The 21,462-nt window shown below is 71.7% G+C and carries 21 protein-coding genes and 1 pseudogene; 12 read left to right on the top strand and 10 right to left on the bottom strand.

Annotated features, from left to right (window positions below; genetic code table 11):
• Positions 1–36 precede the first annotated feature (36 nt).
• Both AC068Z_RS28225 and AC068Z_RS28220 read left to right on the top strand, forming a co-directional pair.
• Positions 37–1,494: an aldehyde dehydrogenase gene (locus AC068Z_RS28225; protein ID WP_478561408.1), complete on the top strand. Its 1,458-nt coding sequence runs from the start codon at positions 37–39 to the stop codon at positions 1,492–1,494.
• A gap of 5 nt (positions 1,495–1,499) precedes the next feature.
• Entirely contained in the window at positions 1,500–1,733 is a 234-nt protein-coding gene (locus tag AC068Z_RS28220; RefSeq protein WP_451721286.1) for a ferredoxin, read from the top strand.
• 263 nt (positions 1,734–1,996) lie between these two features.
• On the opposite strand, the gene AC068Z_RS28215 is transcribed toward AC068Z_RS28220, so the two are convergent.
• Positions 1,997–2,614 carry a TetR family transcriptional regulator gene (locus AC068Z_RS28215; RefSeq protein ID WP_478561405.1) on the bottom strand — a complete coding sequence of 206 codons (618 nt, stop codon included), beginning with the start codon at positions 2,612–2,614 and terminating at the stop codon, positions 1,997–1,999.
• Between the two features lie 211 nt (positions 2,615–2,825).
• Between AC068Z_RS28215 and AC068Z_RS28210 the strand changes: the two genes are divergently transcribed.
• The 3 genes from AC068Z_RS28210 to AC068Z_RS28200 are packed head-to-tail and all read left to right on the top strand — an operon-like array spanning position 2,826 to position 5,985.
• On the top strand, positions 2,826–4,190 hold the full coding sequence (locus AC068Z_RS28210; RefSeq protein ID WP_478561402.1) for a glycosyltransferase family 4 protein: 1,365 nt from the start codon (positions 2,826–2,828) through the stop codon (positions 4,188–4,190).
• Positions 4,184–4,918: a class I SAM-dependent methyltransferase gene (locus AC068Z_RS28205; RefSeq protein WP_478561399.1), complete on the top strand. Its 735-nt coding sequence runs from the start codon at positions 4,184–4,186 to the stop codon at positions 4,916–4,918. Before AC068Z_RS28210 ends, AC068Z_RS28205 begins: the two co-directional genes overlap by 7 nt.
• Positions 4,915–5,985 (top strand): prenyltransferase/squalene oxidase repeat-containing protein, encoded by a 1,071-nt coding sequence (locus AC068Z_RS28200; RefSeq protein ID WP_478561396.1) that lies wholly within the window; start codon positions 4,915–4,917, stop codon positions 5,983–5,985. Before AC068Z_RS28205 ends, AC068Z_RS28200 begins: the two co-directional genes overlap by 4 nt.
• Before the next feature lie 3 nt (positions 5,986–5,988).
• Here AC068Z_RS28200 and AC068Z_RS28195 read toward each other — a convergent pair whose 3' ends face one another.
• The 6 genes from AC068Z_RS28195 to AC068Z_RS28170 form a co-directional block, all read right to left on the bottom strand.
• Entirely contained in the window at positions 5,989–6,282 is a 294-nt protein-coding gene (locus AC068Z_RS28195) for a hypothetical protein (protein ID WP_451721296.1), read from the bottom strand.
• A 52-nt stretch (positions 6,283–6,334) separates the two neighbouring features.
• Positions 6,335–7,342 (bottom strand): LLM class F420-dependent oxidoreductase, encoded by a 1,008-nt coding sequence (locus AC068Z_RS28190; protein ID WP_478561392.1) that lies wholly within the window; start codon positions 7,340–7,342, stop codon positions 6,335–6,337.
• A 100-nt stretch (positions 7,343–7,442) separates the two neighbouring features.
• On the bottom strand, positions 7,443–8,279 hold the full coding sequence (locus AC068Z_RS28185) for a hypothetical protein (RefSeq protein ID WP_478561389.1): 837 nt from the start codon (positions 8,277–8,279) through the stop codon (positions 7,443–7,445).
• A 158-nt stretch (positions 8,280–8,437) separates the two neighbouring features.
• The gene (locus AC068Z_RS28180) at positions 8,438–9,367 is read right to left on the bottom strand and encodes an N-acetylmuramoyl-L-alanine amidase (protein WP_478561386.1); all 930 of its coding nucleotides are present in this window, start codon (positions 9,365–9,367) and stop codon (positions 8,438–8,440) included.
• A 22-nt stretch (positions 9,368–9,389) separates the two neighbouring features.
• Positions 9,390–10,040: a class I SAM-dependent methyltransferase gene (locus AC068Z_RS28175; RefSeq protein WP_478561383.1), complete on the bottom strand. Its 651-nt coding sequence runs from the start codon at positions 10,038–10,040 to the stop codon at positions 9,390–9,392.
• Between the two features lie 300 nt (positions 10,041–10,340).
• Entirely contained in the window at positions 10,341–12,080 is a 1,740-nt protein-coding gene (locus AC068Z_RS28170) for an MFS transporter (protein ID WP_478561380.1), read from the bottom strand.
• A gap of 161 nt (positions 12,081–12,241) precedes the next feature.
• Here AC068Z_RS28170 and AC068Z_RS28165 point away from each other — a divergent pair, with 161 nt between their 5' ends.
• The 4 genes from AC068Z_RS28165 to AC068Z_RS28150 all read left to right on the top strand — a co-directional run bounded on the left by AC068Z_RS28165 (position 12,242) and on the right by AC068Z_RS28150 (position 16,045).
• A complete protein-coding gene (locus AC068Z_RS28165) occupies positions 12,242–13,015 on the top strand; it encodes an SDR family NAD(P)-dependent oxidoreductase (RefSeq protein WP_478561377.1) in 774 nt (257 codons plus the stop codon).
• A gap of 166 nt (positions 13,016–13,181) precedes the next feature.
• Complete coding sequence (locus AC068Z_RS28160; RefSeq protein ID WP_478561374.1) at positions 13,182–14,615, top strand: MFS transporter; 1,434 nt, start codon at positions 13,182–13,184, stop codon at positions 14,613–14,615.
• 51 nt (positions 14,616–14,666) lie between these two features.
• Positions 14,667–15,206 carry a SigE family RNA polymerase sigma factor gene (locus tag AC068Z_RS28155; protein WP_478561371.1) on the top strand — a complete coding sequence of 180 codons (540 nt, stop codon included), beginning with the start codon at positions 14,667–14,669 and terminating at the stop codon, positions 15,204–15,206.
• Positions 15,207–15,235: 29 nt separating this feature from the next.
• A complete protein-coding gene (locus AC068Z_RS28150) occupies positions 15,236–16,045 on the top strand; it encodes a hypothetical protein (RefSeq protein WP_478561368.1) in 810 nt (269 codons plus the stop codon).
• Between the two features lie 73 nt (positions 16,046–16,118).
• On the opposite strand, the pseudogene AC068Z_RS28145 reads toward AC068Z_RS28150, so the two are convergent.
• Positions 16,119–16,535 (bottom strand): annotated as a pseudogene (locus AC068Z_RS28145) (response regulator); the annotation flags it as partial.
• Positions 16,536–16,784: 249 nt separating this feature from the next.
• On the opposite strand from AC068Z_RS28145, the gene AC068Z_RS28140 reads away from it, so the two are divergent.
• From AC068Z_RS28140 to AC068Z_RS28130, 3 genes are read left to right on the top strand one after another with little or no spacing between them, the layout of a single operon-like run.
• Positions 16,785–17,642, top strand: a complete 858-nt coding sequence (locus tag AC068Z_RS28140; RefSeq protein ID WP_478561365.1) for a MaoC/PaaZ C-terminal domain-containing protein — start codon at positions 16,785–16,787, stop codon at positions 17,640–17,642.
• 31 nt (positions 17,643–17,673) lie between these two features.
• Positions 17,674–18,750: a Zn-dependent alcohol dehydrogenase gene (locus tag AC068Z_RS28135; RefSeq protein WP_478561362.1), complete on the top strand. Its 1,077-nt coding sequence runs from the start codon at positions 17,674–17,676 to the stop codon at positions 18,748–18,750.
• A gap of 35 nt (positions 18,751–18,785) precedes the next feature.
• Complete coding sequence (locus AC068Z_RS28130) at positions 18,786–19,718, top strand: 3-oxoacyl-ACP reductase (RefSeq protein WP_478561359.1); 933 nt, start codon at positions 18,786–18,788, stop codon at positions 19,716–19,718.
• A gap of 50 nt (positions 19,719–19,768) precedes the next feature.
• On the opposite strand, the gene AC068Z_RS28125 is transcribed toward AC068Z_RS28130, so the two are convergent.
• Together AC068Z_RS28125 and AC068Z_RS28120 are read right to left on the bottom strand one after the other, a co-directional pair.
• Positions 19,769–19,921, bottom strand: a complete 153-nt coding sequence (locus AC068Z_RS28125) for a hypothetical protein (protein ID WP_478561356.1) — start codon at positions 19,919–19,921, stop codon at positions 19,769–19,771.
• 97 nt (positions 19,922–20,018) lie between these two features.
• Positions 20,019–21,266, bottom strand: coding sequence for a hypothetical protein (locus AC068Z_RS28120; protein WP_478561353.1), 1,248 nt, complete (start codon positions 21,264–21,266; stop codon positions 20,019–20,021).
• Between the last annotated feature and the right edge of the window lie 196 nt (positions 21,267–21,462).

The following is a 21,462-nucleotide window of genomic DNA, read 5'->3' as shown; positions in this document are numbered from 1 at the left end:
GTTCGTCAGAGTTGCGCTCCGGGGAGGCAGTCGGCCATGACCGAGCTCGTGGAACACGGACAGCTGATCATCGGCGGGGAGTTGACCGACCCCCTCGGCAAGGACGTCATCGAAGTGATCTCGCCGCACACGGAGGAGGTCATCGGGCGGGTGCCGCACGCGTCCAACGGGGATGTCGACCGGGCCGTCGCCGTCGCGCGGAAGGCCTTCGACGAGGGTCCCTGGCCCCGGACCTCCCTCGATGAGCGGATCGCCGTCGTCTCCCGGATCAAGGACGCCATCGCCGTGCGGCACGAGGAGATCGCCCGGGTCATCTCCTCCGAGAACGGCTCGCCCTACTCCTGGAGCGTCCTCGCCCAGGCCCTCGGCGCGATGATGGTGTGGGACTCGGCGATCACCGTCGCGCGGAACTTCACCTACGAGGAACAGCGGGACGGCGTGCTCGGGAAGATCCTCGTCCGGCGCGAGCCCGTCGGGGTCGTGGCGGCCGTGGTCCCCTGGAACGTGCCGCAGTTCGTCGCCGCCGCCAAGCTCGCGCCCGCGCTGCTCACCGGCTGCACGGTCATCCTCAAGCCCTCGCCCGAGTCGCCCCTCGACGCCTATCTCCTCGCGGACATAGCGCGCGAGGCCGGTCTTCCCGAAGGCGTGCTGTCCATCCTGCCCGCCGACCGGGAGGTCAGCGAGTACCTCGTCGGGCATCCCGGCGTCGACAAGGTCTCCTTCACGGGGTCCGTCGCCGCGGGCAAGCGGGTCATGGAGGTCGCCGCCCGCCATCTCACCCGCGTGACGCTCGAGTTGGGCGGCAAGTCGGCGGCCGTCGTCCTGCCCGACGCCGATGTCGACGCGGCCGTCGCGGGCATCGTCCCCGCGGCCTGGATGAACAACGGACAGGCCTGCGTGGCCCAGACCCGCATCCTCCTGCCCCGCTCCCGCTACGACGAGTTCGCCGAGGCCCTCGCCGCCGCCGCGAACGCCCTCGTCGTCGGCGACCCGCTGGACCCGGCGACCCAGGTCGGCCCCCTCGTCGCGCGCCGCCAGCAGCAGCGCAACCTCGACTACATCCGCATCGGCCAGGAGGAGGGCGCCAAGATCCTCGCCGGCGGCGGGCGTCCGCACGGCATCGACCGGGGGTGGTACGTCGAGCCGACCCTCTTCGGCGACGTCGACAACTCCATGCGCATCGCGCGCGAGGAGATCTTCGGGCCGGTCATCTGCCTGCTGCCCTACGGCGACGAGGCCGAGGCCGTGAAGATCGCCAACGACTCGGACTACGGGCTCAGCGGCAGCGTCTGGACCGCCGACGTCGAGCGCGGGATCGAGGTCGCCCGGCATGTCCGTACCGGCACCTACTCCGTCAACACCTTCAGCCTCGACATGCTCGGCCCCTTCGGCGGCTACAAGAACTCCGGTCTGGGGCGGGAGTTCGGGCCCGAGGGGTACGGGGAGTACCTCGAGCACAAGATGATCCATCTTCCGGCCGGCTGGGAGGCGTAGGGAGGATGGGAGACCGCTGGCACGTCGAGGTCGACCGGTCGGTGTGCATCGGCTCGGCCCAGTGCGTCCACCGCGCCCCCGACGGCTTCCGCCTCGACACCGCCCGCCAGTCCCACCCGGTCGACGCCGACATGGACGCGGGCGAGGGTGTGCTCGCGGCGGCGGAGAACTGCCCCGTGGAGGCGATCTCGATCACGCTGCTGGGGAGCGGGGAGCCCGTGTTCCCGCCCGAGGAATAGGCGCGGAATGGGGGTGTATGCCCCTTTTCATCCACGTACGGGCGTTCTATTATGGGAGGTGGCCTACGGGACGAGCAGTCAGCACCGACTCCCAACCGGAGTAGCCGACTCAGGCGAGACCCCAGATGGGTGTGGGATCCGCCGGAGCCGACGTCGACGGTCGGAATCGGAGTCCGTCTCGTAGGTCCTTCATGTGTCCTTGAGTGCCCTGAGTGCCCTGAGTGCCCTGAGTGCCCTGAGTGCCTTGCGTGCCCTGGGGTGCCTCAGGTGTCCTTGGGTGCCGTGAGGTCGATCAGGCGGCAGACCGTCTCGATGTCGATCTTCACCTGGGCGATCGAGGCCCGGCCGGACAGCCAGGTGATCAGCGCCGAGTGCCAGGTGTGCTCGATGACCCGCACCGCGGACAACTGCTCCGGCGTCGGGTTCTCCTGGCCCATCGCGTCCAGGATGATCACGGTCGTCTGCCGGGACACCTGGTCCACCTCGGGAGACACGCTGCGGTCCGCGAAGGTCAGCGCCCGGACCATGGCGTCGGCCAGATGCGGCTCGCGCTGGAGGGCGCGGAAGGCGCGCATCAGCGTCTCGGCGACCCGCTCCGCGGCCGTGTCGCCCGCGGGCGGCTTCTTCCGCAGGGTCCCGTGCATGTGCTCCAACTGGTCCTGCATCGTGGCGACCAGCAGATGGATCTTGGACGGGAAGTAGCGGTACAGGGTGCCGAGGGCCACCTGGGAGGACTCGGCGACCTCCCGCATCTGTACGGCGTCGAAACCGCCCCGGCTGGCGAGCTGCGCGCTGGCGTGCAGGATGCGACGGCGACGGGCCTCCTGGCGCTCGGTGAGCGGCGGCGAGGCGGGGCTTGCGCTACTGGCTTCCGCGGGCATGGATCCCGTTCCGTGACAGTCGGTGAGGAGAGGTGATCGGACAGAGCATGCCAGCTCGCCGGCCGTGGCGTGAATCACCTGATCCACCGCTCACAGGGGCGCTACCTGCCGGTAGATTCGGAGCCTCTTGAACGATCAAGTCTGTAACTTGTTCTAGATTAGCGTCCCGGCGTAATCTCGCGGGACAGTGCAGGCAGAAGGGGGCCCCGGAGTGACCGCTGAGGCCAGTCGGACGGGTTCCCCCACGGAGCCCGCCGCGGACGGCGGGCGACCGCTCGACATCGCGCTCCTCACCTACAAAGGGAACCCGTTCTGCGGCGGCCAGGGCGTCTACGTCCGGCACCTCTCCCGCGAACTGGCCCGCCTCGGCCACCGCGTCGAGGTCATCGGCGCCCAGCCGTACCCGGTGCTCGACGAGGGCGTCACGCTGACCGAGCTGCCCAGCCTCGACCTGTACCGCCAGCCCGACCCCTTTCGCACGCCCGGGCGCGGCGAGTACCGCGACTGGATCGACGCGCTGGAAGTGGGCACCATGTGGACCGGCGGCTTTCCCGAGCCGCTGACCTTCTCCCTGCGCGCCCGCCGCCATCTGCGGGCCAGGCGCGGGCAGTTCGACGTCGTCCACGACAACCAGACGCTCGGCTACGGCCTGCTGGGCGACGTGGGCGCGCCCCTGGTCACCACCATCCACCACCCCATCACCGTGGACCGGCAGTTGGAGCTGGACGCGGCCGAGGGCTGGCAGCGGCGGTACTCGGTGCGCCGCTGGTACGCCTTCACCCGGATGCAGAAGCGGGTCGCGCGCCGGCTCCCGTCCGTCCTCACCGTCTCCGGCACCTCCCGCGCCGAGATCGTCGAGCACCTCGGCGTGCGCGAGGAGCGGGTCCACGTCGTGCACATCGGCGCCGACACCGACCTGTTCAAGCCGGATCCGTCCGTGCCGGTCGTACCGGGACGGATCGTCACGACCTCCAGCGCCGACGTCCCCCTCAAGGGCCTCGTCTTCCTCGTCGAGGCGCTCGCGAAGGTGCGCACCGAGCACCTGGACGCCCATCTCGTCGTCGTCGGCAAGAAACCCGGCGAGGGCCCGGTCGCGAGCGCGATCGAGCGGTACGGCCTCGAAGGCGCCGTCGAGTTCGTCAAGGGCATCTCCGACGCGGAACTGGTCGACCTGGTCCGCTCGGCGCAGGTCGCCTGTGTGCCGTCCCTGTACGAGGGGTTCTCCCTCCCGGCGGCCGAGGCCATGGCGACCGGCACGCCCCTGCTCGCCACGACGGGCGGCGCGATTCCCGAGGTCGCCGGCCGGGACGGGGAGACCTGTCTGGCCGTGCCCCCGGGGGATCCGGGGGCACTGGCGGCCGGTCTGAGCCGACTTCTGGGTGACGCCGGGCTGAGAGCACGGCTGGGGCACGCCGGACGTGAGCGGGTACTGGCCAAGTTCACCTGGGCCCGGGCGGCAGAGGGCACGGTGGCCCACTACCGACAGGCCCTGACCGGCACCGCGCCCTCCCTCGCCGCCGCACCCCTCACCGTGAACGACGCCCATCTCAACCCCGAAAGCAGGGCCACGTGCTGACCGTCGACTTCTCCCGGTTCCCGCTCGCCCCGGGCGACCGTGTGCTGGATCTCGGCTGCGGTGCCGGCCGGCACGCCTTCGAGTGCTACCGGCGCGGCGCCCAGGTCGTCGCGCTGGACCAGAACGCCGAGGAGATCCGCGAGGTCGCGAAGTGGTTCGCGGCGATGAAGGAGGCGGGCGAGGCGCCGGAGGGGGCCACCGCGACCGCGATGGAGGGCGACGCCCTGGCGCTGCCCTTCCCCGACGAGTCCTTCGACGTCGTCATCATCTCCGAGGTCATGGAGCACATCCCGGACGACAAGGGCGTCCTCGCCGAGATGGTCCGGGTCCTCAGGCCCGGTGGCCGGATCGCCATCACCGTCCCGCGCTACGGCCCCGAGAAGGTCTGCTGGGCGCTGTCCGACGCCTACCACGAGGTCGAGGGCGGCCACATCCGCATCTACAAGGCGGACGAACTGCTCGCGAAGATACGCGAGGCGGGCCTCAAGCCGTACGGCACCCATCACGCGCACGCGCTGCACGCGCCGTACTGGTGGCTGAAGTGCGCGTTCGGCGTCGACAACGACAAGGCGCTGCCGGTGCGGGCGTACCACAAGCTGCTGGTCTGGGACATCATGAAGAAGCCGCTGGCGACGCGGGTCGCCGAGCAGGCCCTGAACCCGCTGATCGGCAAGAGCTTCGTGGCGTACGCGACCAAGCCCCACCTCCCCCAGGTGGCCGGCTCGTGACCACGCCCCGGACAGAACACCTCGTCCTGCCCGGGGTCCTCACCGCCGAGCAGGCCGCCGCGACCGTCGCCGGACTGCTCGCCGTACAGCGGGAGGACGGCGCCATCCCGTGGTTCCGGGGCCACCACCTGGACCCCTGGGACCACGTCGAGGCCGCGATGGGCCTGGACGCGGCGGGTGAGCACGACGCGGCCGAGCGGGCGTACGAGTGGCTCGCCCGGCACCAGAACGAGGACGGTTCCTGGTACGCCGCGTACCAGGACGGAGCGTTCGACGAGGTCACCGACCGCGGCCGGGAGACCAACTTCGTCGCCTACATAGCCGTGGGTGTGTGGCACCACTACCTCTCCACGGGCGACGACACGTTCCTGGACCGCATGTGGCCGAGCGTGTACGCGGCGACGGAGTTCGTGCTGCGGCTGCAGCAGCCGGGCGGACAGATCGGGTGGCGGCGGGACGACGACGGCACTCCTACGACGGACGCGCTGCTGACCGGGTCCTCGTCGATCCACCACGCGCTGCGCTGCGCGCTCGCCATCGCCGAGCAGCGCGAAGAGCCCCAGCCCGACTGGGAGTTGGCGGTGGGAGCCCTGCGGCACGCGATCCGCCGGCACCCCGAGCGGTTCCTGGACAAGGACCGCTACTCGATGGACTGGTACTACCCGGTGCTGGGTGGCGCGCTGACCGGCACGGAGGCCAAGGCCCGCATCGAGGAGTCCTGGGAGCGGTTCGTCGTGCCCGGCCTCGGTGTGCGGTGCGTGGTCCCCAACCCCTGGGTGACGGGCGGGGAATCGGCCGAACTCGCCCTGGCCCTGTGGGCGATGGGCGAGTCCGACCGGGCGCTGGACATCCTGCAGTCGATCCAGCATCTGCGCGATGACGAGACGGGCCTGTACTGGACGGGTTACGTCTTCGACGAGGGCGCGATCTGGCCGAGGGAACTGACCACGTGGACGGCGGGGTCGCTGCTGCTCGCGGTGGCCGCGCTGGGGGGACACGAGGCCACCTGCCAGGTGTTCGGCGGCGAGCAGCTGCCTACCGGCCTGGACCCCGACTGCTGCGGCTGAACCTCAGTGGCGGTGGACGCGGTTCGCGATGGCGTGTCCGACGAACAGGTAGACCACCGCCGCGAGACCGTACCCCGCCACGACCCTGGCCCACTGCTCGTCGAACGTGAACAGGTCGTGGGACCAGCCGGCCAGCCAGCGGGCGACGTCGTGCACGAACTGCACGAAGTCGTTGCCGGGGTTGGCGTCCAGCAGGTACATCAGGATCCACAGGCCGAGGATGAAGGCCATGACATCGGCGACGATCGCTATGACCGTGCCGGCCTGATTGGCACCGTTGCGATATCGAGGGGACATGACCCACGGGTTGCCCCTCAAACGCGTCCGAAACCCGCCCAGGAGTCGAAGCCTAGGAGTTCAACTCGGCGAGCACGCGCAGGGACTCCGGGTCGGGGGCGAGGGCCAGCAGGTCGGTGACCGGGCCCTTGCGCCACAACTCCAGGCGCTCGGCGATGCGTTCGCGGGGGCCGACGAGGGAGATCTCGTCGGCGAAGGCGTCGGGGACGGCCAGGACGGCTTCCTCGCGGTGGCCTTCGAGGAACAGCCGCTGGATTCTGCGGGCCTCCTCCTCGTACCCCATGCGGGCCATGAGGTCCGCGTGGAAGTTGCGGCGCGCGTGGCCCATCCCGCCGATGTAGAAGCCGAGCATCGCCTTCACGGGGAGCAGGCCTTCGGTGACGTCGTCGCAGACCTTCACCCGGGCCATGGGGGCGATGCGGAAGCCGTCCGGGAGTTCGGCGGGGAGCGCATAGGCCTGGGGGCGGGTCGGCGACCAGTACAGGGGGAGCCAGCCGTCGGCTATGCGGGTCGTCTGGGCCACGTTCTTCGGGCCCTCGGCGCCCAGGAGGACGGGGAGGCCGGGGCGCAGGGGGTGCGTGATGGGTTTGAGGGGCTTGCCCAGGCCGGTGGCGTCCGCGTGCCGGTAGGGGAGGGGGTGATAGCGGCCGTCCAGTTCCACGGGGGCCTCGCGCCTGAGGACCTGCCGTACGACATCGACGTACTCCCTCGTCGCCGTCAGCGGCGACTTCGGGAACGGGCGGCCGTACCAGCCCTCCACCACCTGCGGGCCGGACAGGCCGAGGCCGAGCATCATGCGGCCGCCGGAGAGGTGGTCGAGGGTGAGGGCGTGCATGGCGGTGGTGGTGGGGGAGCGGGCGGCCATCTGGGCAATCGCCGTACCCAGCTTGATGGTTGTGGTCCGCGCGGCGATCCAGGTGAGGGGGGTGAAGGCGTCCGAGCCCCAGCTCTCCGCCGTCCAGACCGAGTCGTATCCCAGACGTTCGGCCTCCCGCGCCAGCGGGACGTGGGCCGGGGAGGGGCCGCGGCCCCAGTAGCCGAGCGCCAGACCTAGCCGCATACCTGCCTCCTGACGGTGCGTCAGCCGAGGGTGGCGACTGTACGACAACGGCCCCTCACCGGGAAGGGTGAGGGGCCGTCGTACGGCTGTTGCCGATTGATCAGCCGCGCTGGATGCCGCTGGTGTCCTGGAGGACGCCTCGACGGCCGTCCTGCGTCTGCGCGATCAGGGACGGGCCGCGCTGCTCCACCGCCAGGTACCAGGTGCCGGGGGCCAGTTCGGCGATCGGCGTGGGCGAACCGTCCTCCGCGAACAGCGGGCGGGCCACCGGAACGGCGAACCAGAACGGGGAGAAGTCCCCGGCCGGCTGCGGCGCGGGCGGCTGACCCTGCTGCGGGCCCGGGCCGCCGAAGGGCTGCCCCGCCTGCGGCTGGCCGGGCTGCGGCTGACCGCCGAACGGCTGGCCCGGCTGCGGCTGCGGCTGCTGGGCGCCGGGGTAGCCGTAACCACCCTGCGGCTGACCGCCGTAGGGCTGCGGGGTGGCGGGACGGGGGGCCGGGATCAGGGCGCCCTGGAGGGCGGGGACGAGCGGGCCCGCGACCGCGCCGGCGGCCAGCAGGAGGGCGGCGATCAGGCCGAGGATCAGGCCGGCTCCGGCGCCCACGTCGGCGGCGCCGAAGGTGTCGCTGAACGCGCCCAGCGGGTCGAAGATCGTCCAGAGCGCGGTCCACGCCGAGAAGATCGTGAGCGCGACGCCCAGCGGGCCGAGGTCGAGTCCGCCGACCTTGCGCGGCTGCGGCAGCGCACGGGCGACAACGATCAGGACCGCACCGATGATGCCGCCGACATACATGCTCATCACCAGGCCGAGGTTGTCCCAGGCGTTGGGGATGTCATCGCCGTCGCCGTCGAACGTGGCGAGGAACGACGCGACGAAGAGCAACACCGCTGCTCCGATCACCACGCCGTCGCCTCGAGTGAGGGAGCGGATATTCACTTCAGGTCCTTCGTAGGTCGTCTCGTCGTCGGTAGAGGCGTCGCTGTCACCATGTCGCCGTCAGGCCCCGGTGTGAAGCGCGGGGGTGGCCCCTCATCGTAAGGACGACCTTATCGTCCACACGATCAGGCTGTCCGCCGGGATCAGCGCGCTGATCACTACCCGCGCAGGAAACTCACGATTCCGCCAGAGATCCCTTGCGCCGCCTTCTGTCGCCAGGCACCGCTGGTCAGCTGTGCCGCGTCCTTGCTATCGCGCATGTTGCCGCACTCGATGAACACCTTGGGAACCGTTGACAGATTGAGACCGCCCAGGTCCTCACGCGTGACGAGACCGGAGCCGTCGCCCACGTAGTTGGAGGGCGCGCTGCCGGTGGCGCGGACGAAGTTGCCCGCGATGCGCTCGCCGAGGTCGCGGGAGGGGGCGACGATCGGACGGGTGTCGGCGGCCCCGGAGTTCACCGAGCCGGGGAGGATGACGTGGAAGCCGCGGTTGCCGGTTCCGGCGCCGTCCGCGTGGATCGACACCACCGCGTCGGCCTCGGCCTTGTTGCCGATGCGCGCCCGCTCGTCGATGCACGGGCCGTACTTCCGGTCCCCGTCCTGCGTCAGCTTCACCGTGGCGCCCTGCTGTTCCAGCAGCGTGCGCAGCCGGTGGGCGACGTCGAGAGTGAACTCGGCCTCGGTGTAGCCGGAGTTGGTGGCCGTGCCGGTGGTGTCGCACTCCTTGTACCCGCTGCCGATGTCCACCTTGCGGTTGATCTCGGCGGTGTGCTGGAAGTTGCTCGGGTTGTGGCCGGGGTCGATGACGACGACCTTGCCCTCGAGGGTGGCGGCCGTGGAGTCCGCGGTGGGGCTCGGGCTCGGGCTCGGCTTCTCGTCGTCCGCGGGCGAGTCGGTGACGGAGGCCGTCGGCGTCGCCGCCGCGGTACGGTCCGCGCCGCCGCCTCCGTCGCCCGCGGGGCCCACCGCCTCGTACACCACCCATCCGAGCAGCGCGCCGGGGACGAGCGCGGCGAGCGCGACCGTCAGGGGGCTTCGGCGGGGGCGGCGGGGCTGGGGATCGAATTCAGGGCCTGCGTACGACACGTCTGCGACTCTAACCGTGCCCTCAGATCCCCGCCCCCACTCGCCGCAGCACCCGCAGCGAGTCGGTCGCCGAGACCTCGGTGAAGGCGCCGGAGGCCAGGGCCCTGAGATAGACGCGGTACGGGGCCTGGCCGGTGAACTCGTCCACCGGGTCCGGGAAGACGTCGTGGATCACCAGGAGGCCGCCCTCGGCCACATGGGGGGCCCAGCCCTCGTAGTCGGCCGTGGCGTGCTCGTCGGTGTGGCCGCCGTCGATGAAGACCAGGCCGAGGGGGGTGCCCCAGACCTTCGCCACCTGCGGGGAACGGCCGACCAGGGCGATCACGTGGTCCTCCAGGCCCGCCTTGTGCAGGGTGCGGCGGAAGGTCGGCAGCGTGTCCATCAGGCCGATCTCGGGGTCGACCGTCTCGGGGTCGTGGTAGTCCCAGCCGGGCTGCTGCTCCTCGCTGCCGCGGTGGTGGTCGACCGTGAGGGCCGTCACTCCGGCGGCGCGGGCCGCGTCGGCGAGGAGGATCGTGGAGCGTCCGCAGTACGTGCCGACCTCCAGGAGCGGCAGGCCCAGCGCGCCCGCCTCCCGGGCCGCCGCGTACAGGGCCAGGCCCTCGCCCGCGGGCATGAACCCCTTCGCCGCCTCGAACGCGGCCAGGATCTCGGGCTTGGGCTCCGGGGGCATGAGGCACCTGGCCTTTCGGTCGTACGACGGTCTTGGTGGTCTTGGTGGTCTTGGTGGTTCCGGCGATCGGCGATCTCGGTGGTCTCGGCGCCCCATGCTGCCGTACCCCCCGGTGGGGGAGCTACCGGGGGGTACGGCGGGGTGGATCAAGACGTGGCTCGGGCTCGAGGTGCGGCTCGGTCGCCTGGATGGGGGAGACGGACACGCTCGACGCGCCCGCGGCGGAGGTCGGCGAACGCGAGCGCCAGGAGCAGGAGTGCCTCAGCCAAATCGGTCGGCGTGGTGCGGTACATCTGTCGGTCAAGTTGCCCTGACGTTCGCACTCGGCAGCGCCAGGTCCACGGCCACCTCGCCGTCGTCGCCCGCGTGGGTCGCCGACGAGGCGTGCGGGCCGTGGCCGTCGGCCTTCGCGGCGAGGACGTACGCGCCCTGCGCCGGGACCGTGAGCGCGTAACTGCCGTCCTCCGCCGAGAGGGTGGCGCCCGCCTGGCGGCCCCGGCGGTCGATCAGCGTCACCTTGGCGCGGGCGACCGGGGTTCCGGCGGCGTCCAGGACCCGGCCGCGGAAGCCGCGCAGCGCCTCCTCGGCACGGGCCAGGTTGGCCTCCTCCTCGCTGCTGGCGCGCAGTTGGGGCGCCCGGTTCGGCTTCGGCAGGAACAGGGCGAGGAGCAGTCCGATCGCCACCGCGCCGGTCGCGATCAGGAAGGAGACCCGGAAGCCGTGCATGGTCGGGACCTCGACGCCGTTCACGGTGTTCGCCGTGTTGGCCAGCACCATGCCGATGACGGCGCTGGAGACGGACGTACCGATGGACCGCATCAGGGTGTTGAGACCGTTGGCCGCGCCCGTCTCCGAGGCCGGGACCGCGCCGACGATCAGCGCGGGCAGCGAGGAGTAGGCGAGGCCGATGCCCGCGCCGAGCAGGACCGCGATGACGAGGGACTGCCAGGCGGCGCTCATCAGGCCGAGGCCGGCGCCGTAGCCGATCGCGATGATCAACAGGCCGAGGATCAGGGTGAACTTGGGGCCGTGCTGTGCCGAGAGGCGGGCGTAGACGGGTGCCGTGAACATCATCGTCAGGCCCAGCGGGGCGACCAGCAGGCCCGCGACGACCATCGACTGGCCGAGGCCGTAGCCGGTGCTGGTGGGGAGCTGGAGGAGTTGGGGGAGGACCAGGGAGACGACGTAGAAGGAGACGCCGACCATGATCGAGGCGAGGTTGGTGAACAGCACGGCCGGGCGGGCGGTGGTGCGCAGGTCCACGAGGGGGGCCTTGGTGCGCAGCTCGTAGACGCCCCACAGGAGGAGGACGACCGCCGAGGCGGCGAACAGGCCGAGCGTGGTGGTGGAGGTCCAGCCCCAGTCGCTGCCCTTGGTGATCGGCAGCAGGAAGAGCACGAGTCCGGCGGACAGGCCCAGCGCGCCGGGCAGGTCGAAGGAGCCCTCGGCGCGCATCGGGGACTCCGGTACGACGAGGAGGGTGAGGGCGATGGCGAGGACGCCGAGGCCGGCGGCGCCGTAGAAGAGGGCGTGCCAGTCGCTGTTCTGGGCGACCAGGGCGGCGGCAGGCAGCGCGAGTCCGCCTCCGACGCCGATGGAGGAGCTCATCAGGGCCATCGCCGAGCCGAGCTTCTCGCGGGGCAGCATGTCGCGCATCAGGCCGATGCCGAGCGGGATGGCGCCCATCGCGAAGCCCTGGAGGGTACGGCCGACGATCATCGGGACGAGGGCGCTGGTGACGGCGCTGACCAGGGCGCCGACCACCATGACGGCGAGGCTGAGCACCAGCATCCGCCGCTTGCCGTACAGGTCACCGAGGCGGCCCATGATCGGCGTGGCCACGGCGCCGGACAGCAGGGTGGAGGTGAGGACCCAGGTGGCGTTGCTGGGGGAGGTGTCCAGCAGCAGCGGCAGGTCCTTGATGACCGGCACGAGCAGTGTCTGCATCACCGCGACCACGATGCCCGCGAAGGCGAGGACGGGGACGAGGGTTCCCTTGGCTGTTCTTCCGGTGGGCTGCTCGTTCGGCGTGCGTGTCATGTGTAGCTTGAACTCGGTGCGCCGGGGCAACTATTCCGATGCTTTGGCTCACTAACAAAACCTTGACCTTCTCTTGGGAAACCCTGATCTTCAGGGCGGTGGCGCCACGTACGCTCGGCCCGGCGTACGCACGGTCATGGCGGTCGAAGGGGAGCGGTGACATGCCGAGGACGGTTGTGGTGAGCGGCGGGGCCACGGGCATCGGACGGGCGGTCTGCGCCGCCTTCGCGTCGGAGGGTGCCGAGGTCGTCGCCGTCGGCAGGCGAGCCGAGCTGCTGGAGCGCACCGCGGCCGAACTCACGGCCGACTGCGCCGACGCCGGGGGCCGGGTCCACGCCTGCCCCGCCGACCTCAGCTCCCCTGCGGAGGCGGAGCGGATCAAGGACCACCTCGTCGAGCGGTACGGCACCGTGGACGTCCTGGTGAACGCCGCCGGCGGCAACGTGCTCATCGGCGCGGACGACAAGGAGGGGACCGAGGCGGAACGCGCCGCCTGGCACTGGACGGAGAACTTCCGCTCCAACGTGCTGACCGCCGTGGTCCTGACCGAGGCGCTCCGCGACCATCTGACCTCCCCGTCCGGCCGGGTGATCATGATCAGCTCGATCGCCGCCTACCGCGGCTCCGGCGCGGGTTCGTACGCCGGCGCCAAGGCGGCCCTGCACCCGTACGTCTTCGACCTGGCCGCCCAGCTCGGCCCGCGCGGAATCACGGTGAACGCGGTGGCGCCGGGCTACGTCGAGGACACCGAGTTCTTCGGCGCCACCGGCCCCGCCCCCGACCGCCGCGCGACCCTGATCGCCCAGACCGCCACGGGCCGCGCGAGCAGGCCCGAGGACGTCGCCTCCCTGGTCCGCTGGCTGGCCTCGCCCGAGGCCGCGCAGATCACGGCGCAGATCGTCCAGATCAATGGCGGGGCGGAGAAGGGGCGGTGAGGGGTGTCTGAGGCCTGGGGTGCTGAGCGGTGTCTTCGTGCTCGGGCGGTGAGGGGTGTCTGAGTCCCCGGGCACTGTGCGGTGCCTACGTCCCGGGGCCTAGGTCCAGTGGCCGAGCGGGGTAGCTGCCAAATCCTGATGCCAGGGGCGTAACCGGGTTGAGAGCATGGCACCCATGCTCGATGCCGCCGAAGTCACCCACGCACCCCGCCGTACCGCGCCGCCCGCCTGGCTGGTGGTCGCGCTCGCCTGCGCGGGGCAGTTCCTGGTCGTGCTCGACGTGTCCGTGGTGAACACCGCGCTGCCGTCGATGCGGACCGGGCTCGGGCTGAGCGAGCAAGGCCTGCAGTGGGTGGTGAACGCCTACGCCATCGCCTTCGCCGGGTTCATGCTGCTCGGCGGCCGGGCCGGGGACCTGTACGGGCGCAAGCGGATGTTCCTGGTCGGGCTCGGCCTGTTCACGCTGGCCTCGCTCGGCGGCGGGCTCGCCCAGGACGACTGGCAGCTGCTGCTCGCGCGGGCGGTGCAGGGCCTCGGCGCGGCCGTACTCGCGCCCTCCACCCTGACCATCCTCACCTCTGCCGTGCCGGAGGGCCCGGCGCGGGCGCGGGCCATAGCCACCTGGACCGCGGTGGGCGCGGGCGGCGGCGCGGCGGGTGGACTGGTCGGCGGGCTGCTGGTCGAGGTGCTGTCCTGGCGGTGGGTGCTGCTGATCAACGTGCCGATCGGCGCGGTCGTGCTGTTCGGGGCCGCCCGCTACCTGGCCGAGAGCCGCGCGGGGGACCGGCGCCGGCTCGATCTGCCGGGCGCGGTGCTGGTGACGGCGGGGCTGGCGACGCTCGCGTACGGGATCTCGCAGACCGAGGCGGACGGGTGGACGGCGAGCGCGACGCTGGTGCCGCTGATCGCCGGGCTCGTCATGATCGGGCTCTTCCTCGTCGTGGAGGCGCGGACGGCGGCGCCGCTGATGCCGCTCGGGCTGATCGCGCGGCGCTCGGTGTCCTCGGCGAACGTGTCGATGTTCCTGTGCGGCTCCGCGATGTTCTGCATGTGGTTCTTCATGACGCTGTACCTGCAGAACGTCCTGGGCTACTCCCCGCTGGAGGCGGGCCTCGCGCTCGTGCCCAGCTCGCTGGCGGTGGTCGTCGGCTCCAAGCTCGCGCCCCGCTTCATGCCGGGGCTCGGGGCGCGGAACGTGGCGGCGCTGGGGACGGTGGTGGCGGCGGTCGGGTTCGGGTGGCAGTCGCTGATGGACGTGGACAGTCCGTACGTCACGGCGATCATGTTCCCCGGGATCCTGATGATGCTGGGCGCGGGCCTGACGGCGACGCCGCTGGCGTCCCTGGCCATCTCGGGGGCGCCGGCGCAGGAGGCGGGGCTGGTGTCGGGACTGGTCAACACCTCGCGGGTGATGGGCGGTTCGCTGGGGCTCGCGGTGATGTCGACGATCGCGGCGGCCCGGACGGAGGGCAGCTCCGGCTCTACGGCCCATGCGCTGACGGAGGGGTACGCGCTGGTGTTCCGGACGGGGACCGCGGTGCTGGCGGCGGGGGCGCTGCTGATGCTGGTGTGGCTGCCGCGCAAAATCTCGGCGGAGTGAGGCAACGCTTTTCGGGGCTCATGGACTCCTTTGTTCATCAAGGAGGTGCCCATGGGGGAACGGACACGGGCTCGGGACGAGGAGTTCCAGAGCTTCGTCACCGGCCGCTGGCCGCGGCTGATGCGTACGGCATTTCTCCTCACGGGGGAGCAGCACGCCGCGGAGGACCTGGTCCAGACGACGCTCGAACAGGTCTACGTGGCCTGGCGCAAGGTCGGCACGGCCGACGAACCGGACGCGTATGTACGGCGCGTGATGGTCAACGCCCACGCGCGCAAGCACCGCAGAAGGCTCCGGGAGTTCCTGGCGCCGAAGGACGACTCGGGCCTGGTGCGCGAGGTCCCGGACACCGGTGACCGCATCGCCCAGGCCGACGACCGCAACGCCCTGCTCACCGCGCTGGCTCAACTCCCGCCCCGGCAGCGGGAGGCGGTCGTGCTGCGCTACTGGGAGGACCTGACCGAGGTCCAGACGGCGGAGGCGATGGGCTGTTCCGTCGGCGCGGTGAAGAGCAACGCGGCCAAGGGGATCGCGAAGCTGCGCGCCATACCGGGACTGGCGGAGACGGTGGCGTACGGAGGGCGGACGTGATGAGCGCGGACCGGGAGAGGAACGTCGACATGACACACAGGGACATCGCCCTCCTGCTGGCGGAGGCGGCGGACGGGGTGGAGGTCGGCACAGCGCCCACGCAGTCCGTGATCAGGGGCGGGCGTCGGCGCAGGGCGCGGCGGTGGACGGTGGCGGCGGTCGCGGCGGTGGTGCTCGGCGGGGGCACGGGGGCGCTCGCGGTCACGGGACTGCCGGGCGGCGGCGGGGACCGGGGCGGGGTGGTGGCGACGACGCCGACTGAGGCCGCGCTGCTGAAGATACTGACACCGCAGTCGACCTCGCTCGCGGCCGGCCGGGAGGACGGCAAGCCGTGGAGCGTGACCGTGGACGTGTGGGCGGCACCGCGGGACGAGGTCCAGGCGCAGGCGCAGCTGCAGGCGATGCATGAGTACGGGGTGCGGCCCAACGGCGTCGACTCGCCGTCCGAACTGATCGGCAAGAGCTCGTACTTCGTGGGCCGGTCCTACGGATCCACCTACTCGGAGATCATGCAGAACGCCTTCGACGACCAATCGTCGAAGTGGGGTGCCGCCACCGCGGCGGTTCCCCTGAAGCCGGACTCGGACGGGCCCGAGCGGCTGGTGGTTGGTCAGGTCGCCAAGACCGCCTCGATGGTCACCTGCAACTGGAAGGACGGCACGAGCACGGACGTCCACCGCGAGTCCTACGAGGAGCCGTCCGCCACCGACCAGGCCACGCTCACCCACGTCCCGGGCTCTCCTGTGGACTGGTTCGTGTGCCTGGCACCGAAGGGGACGGAGTTTCAGGAGTCGGGGGCCAAGGTGCCGCCGCTGCCGGAGGACGCCTGGAAGTCCTAGCGACGGCGGTCGGCCGTACCCGGCGCCTGCCATGGACCAGTGCCAGGCATCAGGCCTTGGTCTCAGACCCGTCAGCGAGCGCCGGATCGATCACCGTCTCCCCGGTCAGCACCCGGCGGATCGCGGCGGCCAGCTCCCGCACCGGGCCGTCCTTGACCAGGAAGCCCGCCGCTCCCGCGGCCAGGGCCTGCCGCAGATACCCCGGGCGGGCGGAGGTGGCCAGGATCAGCACCCGGCAGTCCGGGACCTGTTCGCGGAGTTCGGCGGCCGCTTCCAGTCCGCTCAGGCCGGGCAGGTCGACGTCGAGCAGCGCGACATCGGGCCGGTACATGAGCGCCGCGTCCACAACGGCGTCCCCCCGTCCCACCTGGGCCACGACCACCAGGTCCGGCTCCATCCCGAGCAACACCGCCAGCGCGCCCCGCACGGTCCCCCGGTCCTCCGCGAGCAGCACCCTGATGGACTTGGCGGGGCGGTGGTCGCGGGGCATCTCGTTCACGGCCCAAGGGTAGGGCGGACGGGCGGAATCGGCGCGCCGGGGGAGCTGACGCGGCGTCAGGAGTCTTCACAAGTTCGGGGGGCTCGGCTATAACGAGGGCGCCGGACTGGAACGCGTTCTAGGCCCTGCCGTCACATTGCCCGTCCGGCGGCGACAGGATCCTGGTCCGCCCATGCGCGACCTCGGCGCGGCCGACGGTGCGGACGACCGCGCCGAGGTCTCAGACCCGTCAGGAGCCCCATGCCCATCGACGCAGCGAAGGCCCTAGCAGCCGAGCCCCGGTCCGGGGAGATCTCCTGGACCACCAAGGACGTGCAGCTGTACCACCTCGGGATCGGCGCCGGCGTCCCGGCCACCGACCCCGGCGAGCTGCGCTACACCCTGGAGTCCCGGTTGCAGGTGCTGCCCAGCTTCGCCACCGTCGCCGGCTCCGGCGCCCCCGGTGTGATCAGCGGTCTGTCCATGCCGGGCGTCGAGGTCGAACTGGCCCGCGTCCTGCACGGCGGGCAGAGCCTGGAGATCCACCGCCCCCTGCCAGTCGAGGGCACCGCGATCACCACCTCGCGGATCGCCGCCGTGTACGACAAGGGCAAGGCGGCCGTCCTCGTCCTGCGCACCGAAGTGTCCGACGCGGACGGGCCGTTGTGGACCAACGACTCGCAGATCTTCATCAAGGGCGAAGGCGGCTTCGGCGGCGACCGGGGACCCTCCGCACGGCTCGAGCCGCCCTCCGGTGAGCCCGACAAGGTCGTCGAGCGCACCCTGCGCGAGGACCAGGCGCTGCTCTACCGCCTCTCCGGCGACTGGAACCCCCTGCACGCCGACCCCGACTTCGCCGCGAAGGCCGGATTCGAGCGGCCCATCCTGCACGGCCTGTGCACCTACGGCGTCACCCTCAAGGCCGTCGTCGACACCCTGCTCGGCGGCGACGCGAGCCGCGTGCGGTCCTACGCCACCCGCTTCGCCGGGGTCGTGTACCCGGGGGAGACCCTGCGCATCCGGATGTGGGACCAGGGCGAGACCGTCCGGGTCGAAGTGACCGCCGTCGAACGGGACGATGCCTCCGCCCTCACCGACACCGTCGTCCGCCACTCCTGAGCCCAGCCCATTGTTCGAGGGGAGCCGCACCATGCGCGCAGCCGTACTGCACGAGACCGGCCAGGACAAGCTGGAGGTCCTCGACGACGTCGAGGCGGTGGGCTTCGGCCCCGGCCGGGTGAGGATCCGGATCCGCGCCACCGGGCTGTGCCACTCCGACCTGTCCGCGATGAACGGCGTCCTGCCCCAGCCGGTCCCGTTCGTGCCCGGTCACGAGGGCGCGGGGGAGATCGTCGAGGTCGGCGAGGGCGTCACGAGCCTGAAGCCCGGCGACCGGGTCGTCGTCTGCTGGCTGCCCGCCTGCGGAGCCTGCCCCGCCTGCAAGCGCGGCCAGACCGAGCTGTGCCTGGCCGGGTTCATGAACGCCGGCACGCCCAACTTCAAGCGCCCCGGCGGCGATGTCTTCGGCTTCGCCGGCACCGGAACCTTCGCCGAGGAGGTCGTCGTGGACGCCGGCTGCGCGGTGCCGATGCCGGAGGACGTGCCCTTCGACATAGCCGCCCTCATCGGCTGCGGGGTCACCACGGGTCTCGGCGCCGCGATCAACACCGCCGAGGTGGAGGCCGGTTCCTCGGTCGCCGTTATCGGCTGCGGCGGCGTCGGCATCTCCGCGATCCAGGGCGCCCGGCTCCAGGGCGCCGCCGAGATCGTCGCCGTCGACCCGGTCGCCAGCCGCCGCGAGGCCGCGCTGAAGTTCGGCGCCACACAGGCCGTCTCGCCCGACGAACTCCCCGACGCCAAACAGCGCGTCACCGCGGGCGAGGGCTTCGACTACGTCTTCGAGGTCGTCGGCAAGTCCGCCACCGCCCGCACCGCCTACGAGAACACCCGGCGCGGCGGCACCCTCGTGATCGTCGGGGCGGGCGCCATGGACGACTTCCTCCAGCTCAACATGTTCGAGCTGTTCTTCGACGAGAAGCGGATCCTGCCGTCCCTGTACGGCGGCGGCGACGTGCTGCGCTCCTACGAGCGGACCATCGCCCTGTGGCGGGCGGGCCGGGTCGACCTGGCCGGACTGATCACCCACCGGGTGCCGCTGGCGGAGATCAACGAGGCGCTGGACCAGATGCGCACGGGCAGCGCGCTGCGCACCTGCATAGAGCTGTGATGGACAGGCCGATGGACAGGCCCGTGGACAGGCCGATGGACAGGCCCCTGGAAGGGCTTACCGCGATCGTCACCGGTGCGGGCCGCGGCCTGGGCCGCGCCGAGGCGCTGGAACTGGCCCGGCTCGGGGCGGCCGTCGTCGTCAACGACTACGGTCGGCCCGGCCGGGACGGCTCCGGCGCGTCCTCCGCCGGGCCCGCGGAGGAGACGGCCGCCGAGATCCGCGCGGCGGGCGGCCGGGCGCTGGCGCACGCCGGGGACGTCGCCGACTTCCAACAGGCGGCCCGGTTGGTGGGGTTGGCGGTGCAGGAGTTCGGCAGGCTGGACATCCTCGTCAACAACGCGGGCATCCTGCGCGACCGTATGGTCTTCTCGATGACCGAGGACGAGTGGGACTCGGTGATCCGGGTCCATCTCAAGGGCCACTTCAACACCACCCGTTTCGCGGCGGCGCACTGGCGGGAGCGGTCCAAGGCCGGGGGCGGGCCGGTGTACGGGCGGATCGTGAACACCTCCTCGGAGGCGTTCCTGGCCGGATCGGCCGGGCAGCCCAACTACGCGGCCGCCAAGGGCGGGATCGTCGGGCTGACCACCTCCACGGCCCTCGCGCTCGCCAAGTACGGCGTCACCGCGAACGCCATCTGCCCGCGCGCCCGCACCCGCATGACCGAGGACGTGTTCGGCGAGGCGACCGCCGACGGCCTCGACCCGCTCGCGCCCGAGCATGTCTCCCCGCTCGTCGGCTATCTGGCCTCACCCGCCGCCGCCCGGATCAACGGCCAGCTGCTCGTCGTGCACGGTGGCATGGTCGCGGTGGTGGAACGGCCCCGGGTGCGGGCGCAGTTCGACAGCAAGCAGGAGACCTTCAGCTACGACGAGCTGGACGCCGTACTCACTCCGCACTACGCGGACCGGCCGCCGGGGGAGTCGTTCGCGGCAGCGGAGGTGCTGGGGCTGAAGCGGGCGTAGACACGGAACAGCCCCGCCTCCTTGTGAGGGGCGGGGCTGTTGTCGTCGGTTCAGGCCGCCGTTCCGGTCTGCTCCACCGGCTTGCGGTGACGGCCGCGGGGGGCCGCCTCGCCTTCGTGGGACGAGACCGGACCTCGGTGCTTGCCGTGACCTGAGTCGTCCTGGGTCTCGGCGTGCGGCTGGGTCATAGTGGCGTCGCTCATCGGAAGAAATTCACCCCGTCAACATGATCTTTCAGACAGCCGGGCGAGTTTAACCGGCACACCTCGGGCCGAATCCAGCCGCACACGCCAACCGCCACTACTTCGTTACAAGACGCCCCAACGGCGCCTGTTGCAACGGCACCGGACGGGCCACGACAGGCTCCGGGGGATCCGTGTCCGACGGCGCGTCAGGGGGCGGCGAGGCCTCCTCCGACGCAGCCGCACCGTCGCGGACCGGATCCCCCGAAGCGGTCTCACCCGGGGGCCGGGCCGGATCCCCCGAAGCGGTCTGTCCCAGGGGTCCGACCGGTTCCCCCGGAGCGGTCTCACCCGCGGGCAGGTGCAGCACGCCGCAGGGAGTCTCGGCGGTGGAGTACGGCAGGCGCAGCTCCCCGTCCAGCGTCCACAGCCCGGCGCCCGCCAACCACCCTTCCGGCGCCGGTAGGTGACGCATCTGCTTCTGCGCGGGCCGCCACACCCCGACCCAGCCGCCGAGCGGACCGTCCACCCGCAGCGCCACCCCGCAGGCCTCCGGCATCAGCACCTGCCCCGGCTGGATGGCGAACGGCGTCACCGTGCAGTCCGCGACCCGGAGGCACTCCGGGAACCGCACCGGCAGCGTGCTGCCCAGCACCCCCCACCCCAGCCGCGGCGGCTGCCCCGGCGCCGGCGCGTCCGAGCCGATCAGGAGCAGCCCGCTGTCCGGGTCGGCGAGCAGCAGCCGGTCGTCGCTCTCCGCCGCGATCTGCAGCAGCGGGGACACCTCACCGCCCCGTTCCAGGTCCACCACGATCGCCTTGGTCCGCCCGCCGACCTCCCGGTCCAGCGCCAGCATCCGCCCGGTGCGGTCCAGCCACACCCCGCCCGAGCAGCGCCCCGGCAGCTCGGCGACGTGCTCGGGCCCGAAGGCGCCGCCCGCCACCAGCCAGATGTCGCTGGTGTGCCGGCCGACGGCGAGGGCGTACGCCTTGAGTCCGCACGGCGCCGGGGGCAGCAGCCGCAGCCGGGTGTCGGCGTCGGGGCACTCCACCGCGCCGATCAGCAGCTCGCCGGTGCCGGGGCCGGTCGGGTACAGCAGCGTGAAGACATGCCGTCCGTCGGTGGGCCGGCAGATCAGGACCCGTCCGTCGCTCATCGGCTGCACCTCGGTACCCGGCTCCTCGGGCTGGTTGCCGGGCAGCGGCACGGCGTACGGCTCGGGTCCGGACAGCGTCCAGCGCTCCGGGAACCAGCAGTCGCCGTTCAGCGCGAGGCGGGCGCCGTAGGCGCCGTCCGCCGTGATCGCGCACGCGGCCCGCGGCGCCTCGGAGTCGGCGGCGGGGGGTTCGATGGCACAGGCCGTCATCGTCTGGTCACCTCCGGCGACGAAGCTAGTTTTCGTACGCACAGACGTGGGACCGGCATGCACCCGCTTCACACAAAGGGGTGGCCCAGGAACGATTCGCCTGAGGAAACGGGGACGGGTGTGCTGCACGGGAGCCGTGACGCCCCACGGGCCCCCGCGACGGTTCCACGGCACAGACCAGGGGCGCTTGCATGGC

It is taken from the genome of Streptomyces sp. NPDC043726, from assembly GCF_056436565.1.
Note: the sequence above shows the minus strand (reverse complement) of the source record. Positions and strands in the feature narration are given on the sequence as shown.

Excerpts from the sequence above, each read along its gene's own strand:
- AC068Z_RS28175 (WP_478561383.1), bottom strand. The coding sequence starts at position 10,040 with ATGCCCCCGGAGCCCAAGCCCGAGATCCTGGCCGCGTTCGAGGCGGCG.
- AC068Z_RS28220 (WP_451721286.1), top strand. The coding sequence starts at position 1,500 with ATGGGAGACCGCTGGCACGTCGAGGTCGACCGGTCGGTGTGCATCGGC.
- AC068Z_RS28165 (WP_478561377.1), top strand. The coding sequence starts at position 12,242 with ATGCCGAGGACGGTTGTGGTGAGCGGCGGGGCCACGGGCATCGGACGG.
- AC068Z_RS28160 (WP_478561374.1), top strand. The coding sequence starts at position 13,182 with ATGGCACCCATGCTCGATGCCGCCGAAGTCACCCACGCACCCCGCCGT.
- AC068Z_RS28135 (WP_478561362.1), top strand. The coding sequence starts at position 17,674 with ATGCGCGCAGCCGTACTGCACGAGACCGGCCAGGACAAGCTGGAGGTC.
- AC068Z_RS28215 (WP_478561405.1), bottom strand. The coding sequence starts at position 2,614 with ATGCCCGCGGAAGCCAGTAGCGCAAGCCCCGCCTCGCCGCCGCTCACC.
- AC068Z_RS28130 (WP_478561359.1), top strand. The coding sequence starts at position 18,786 with ATGGACAGGCCCCTGGAAGGGCTTACCGCGATCGTCACCGGTGCGGGC.
- AC068Z_RS28125 (WP_478561356.1), bottom strand. The coding sequence starts at position 19,921 with ATGAGCGACGCCACTATGACCCAGCCGCACGCCGAGACCCAGGACGAC.
- AC068Z_RS28195 (WP_451721296.1), bottom strand. The coding sequence starts at position 6,282 with ATGTCCCCTCGATATCGCAACGGTGCCAATCAGGCCGGCACGGTCATA.
- AC068Z_RS28150 (WP_478561368.1), top strand. The coding sequence starts at position 15,236 with ATGACACACAGGGACATCGCCCTCCTGCTGGCGGAGGCGGCGGACGGG.
- AC068Z_RS28140 (WP_478561365.1), top strand. The coding sequence starts at position 16,785 with ATGCCCATCGACGCAGCGAAGGCCCTAGCAGCCGAGCCCCGGTCCGGG.
- AC068Z_RS28190 (WP_478561392.1), bottom strand. The coding sequence starts at position 7,342 with ATGCGGCTAGGTCTGGCGCTCGGCTACTGGGGCCGCGGCCCCTCCCCG.
- AC068Z_RS28155 (WP_478561371.1), top strand. The coding sequence starts at position 14,667 with ATGGGGGAACGGACACGGGCTCGGGACGAGGAGTTCCAGAGCTTCGTC.
- AC068Z_RS28225 (WP_478561408.1), top strand. The coding sequence starts at position 37 with ATGACCGAGCTCGTGGAACACGGACAGCTGATCATCGGCGGGGAGTTG.
- AC068Z_RS28170 (WP_478561380.1), bottom strand. The coding sequence starts at position 12,080 with ATGACACGCACGCCGAACGAGCAGCCCACCGGAAGAACAGCCAAGGGA.
- AC068Z_RS28120 (WP_478561353.1), bottom strand. The coding sequence starts at position 21,266 with ATGACGGCCTGTGCCATCGAACCCCCCGCCGCCGACTCCGAGGCGCCG.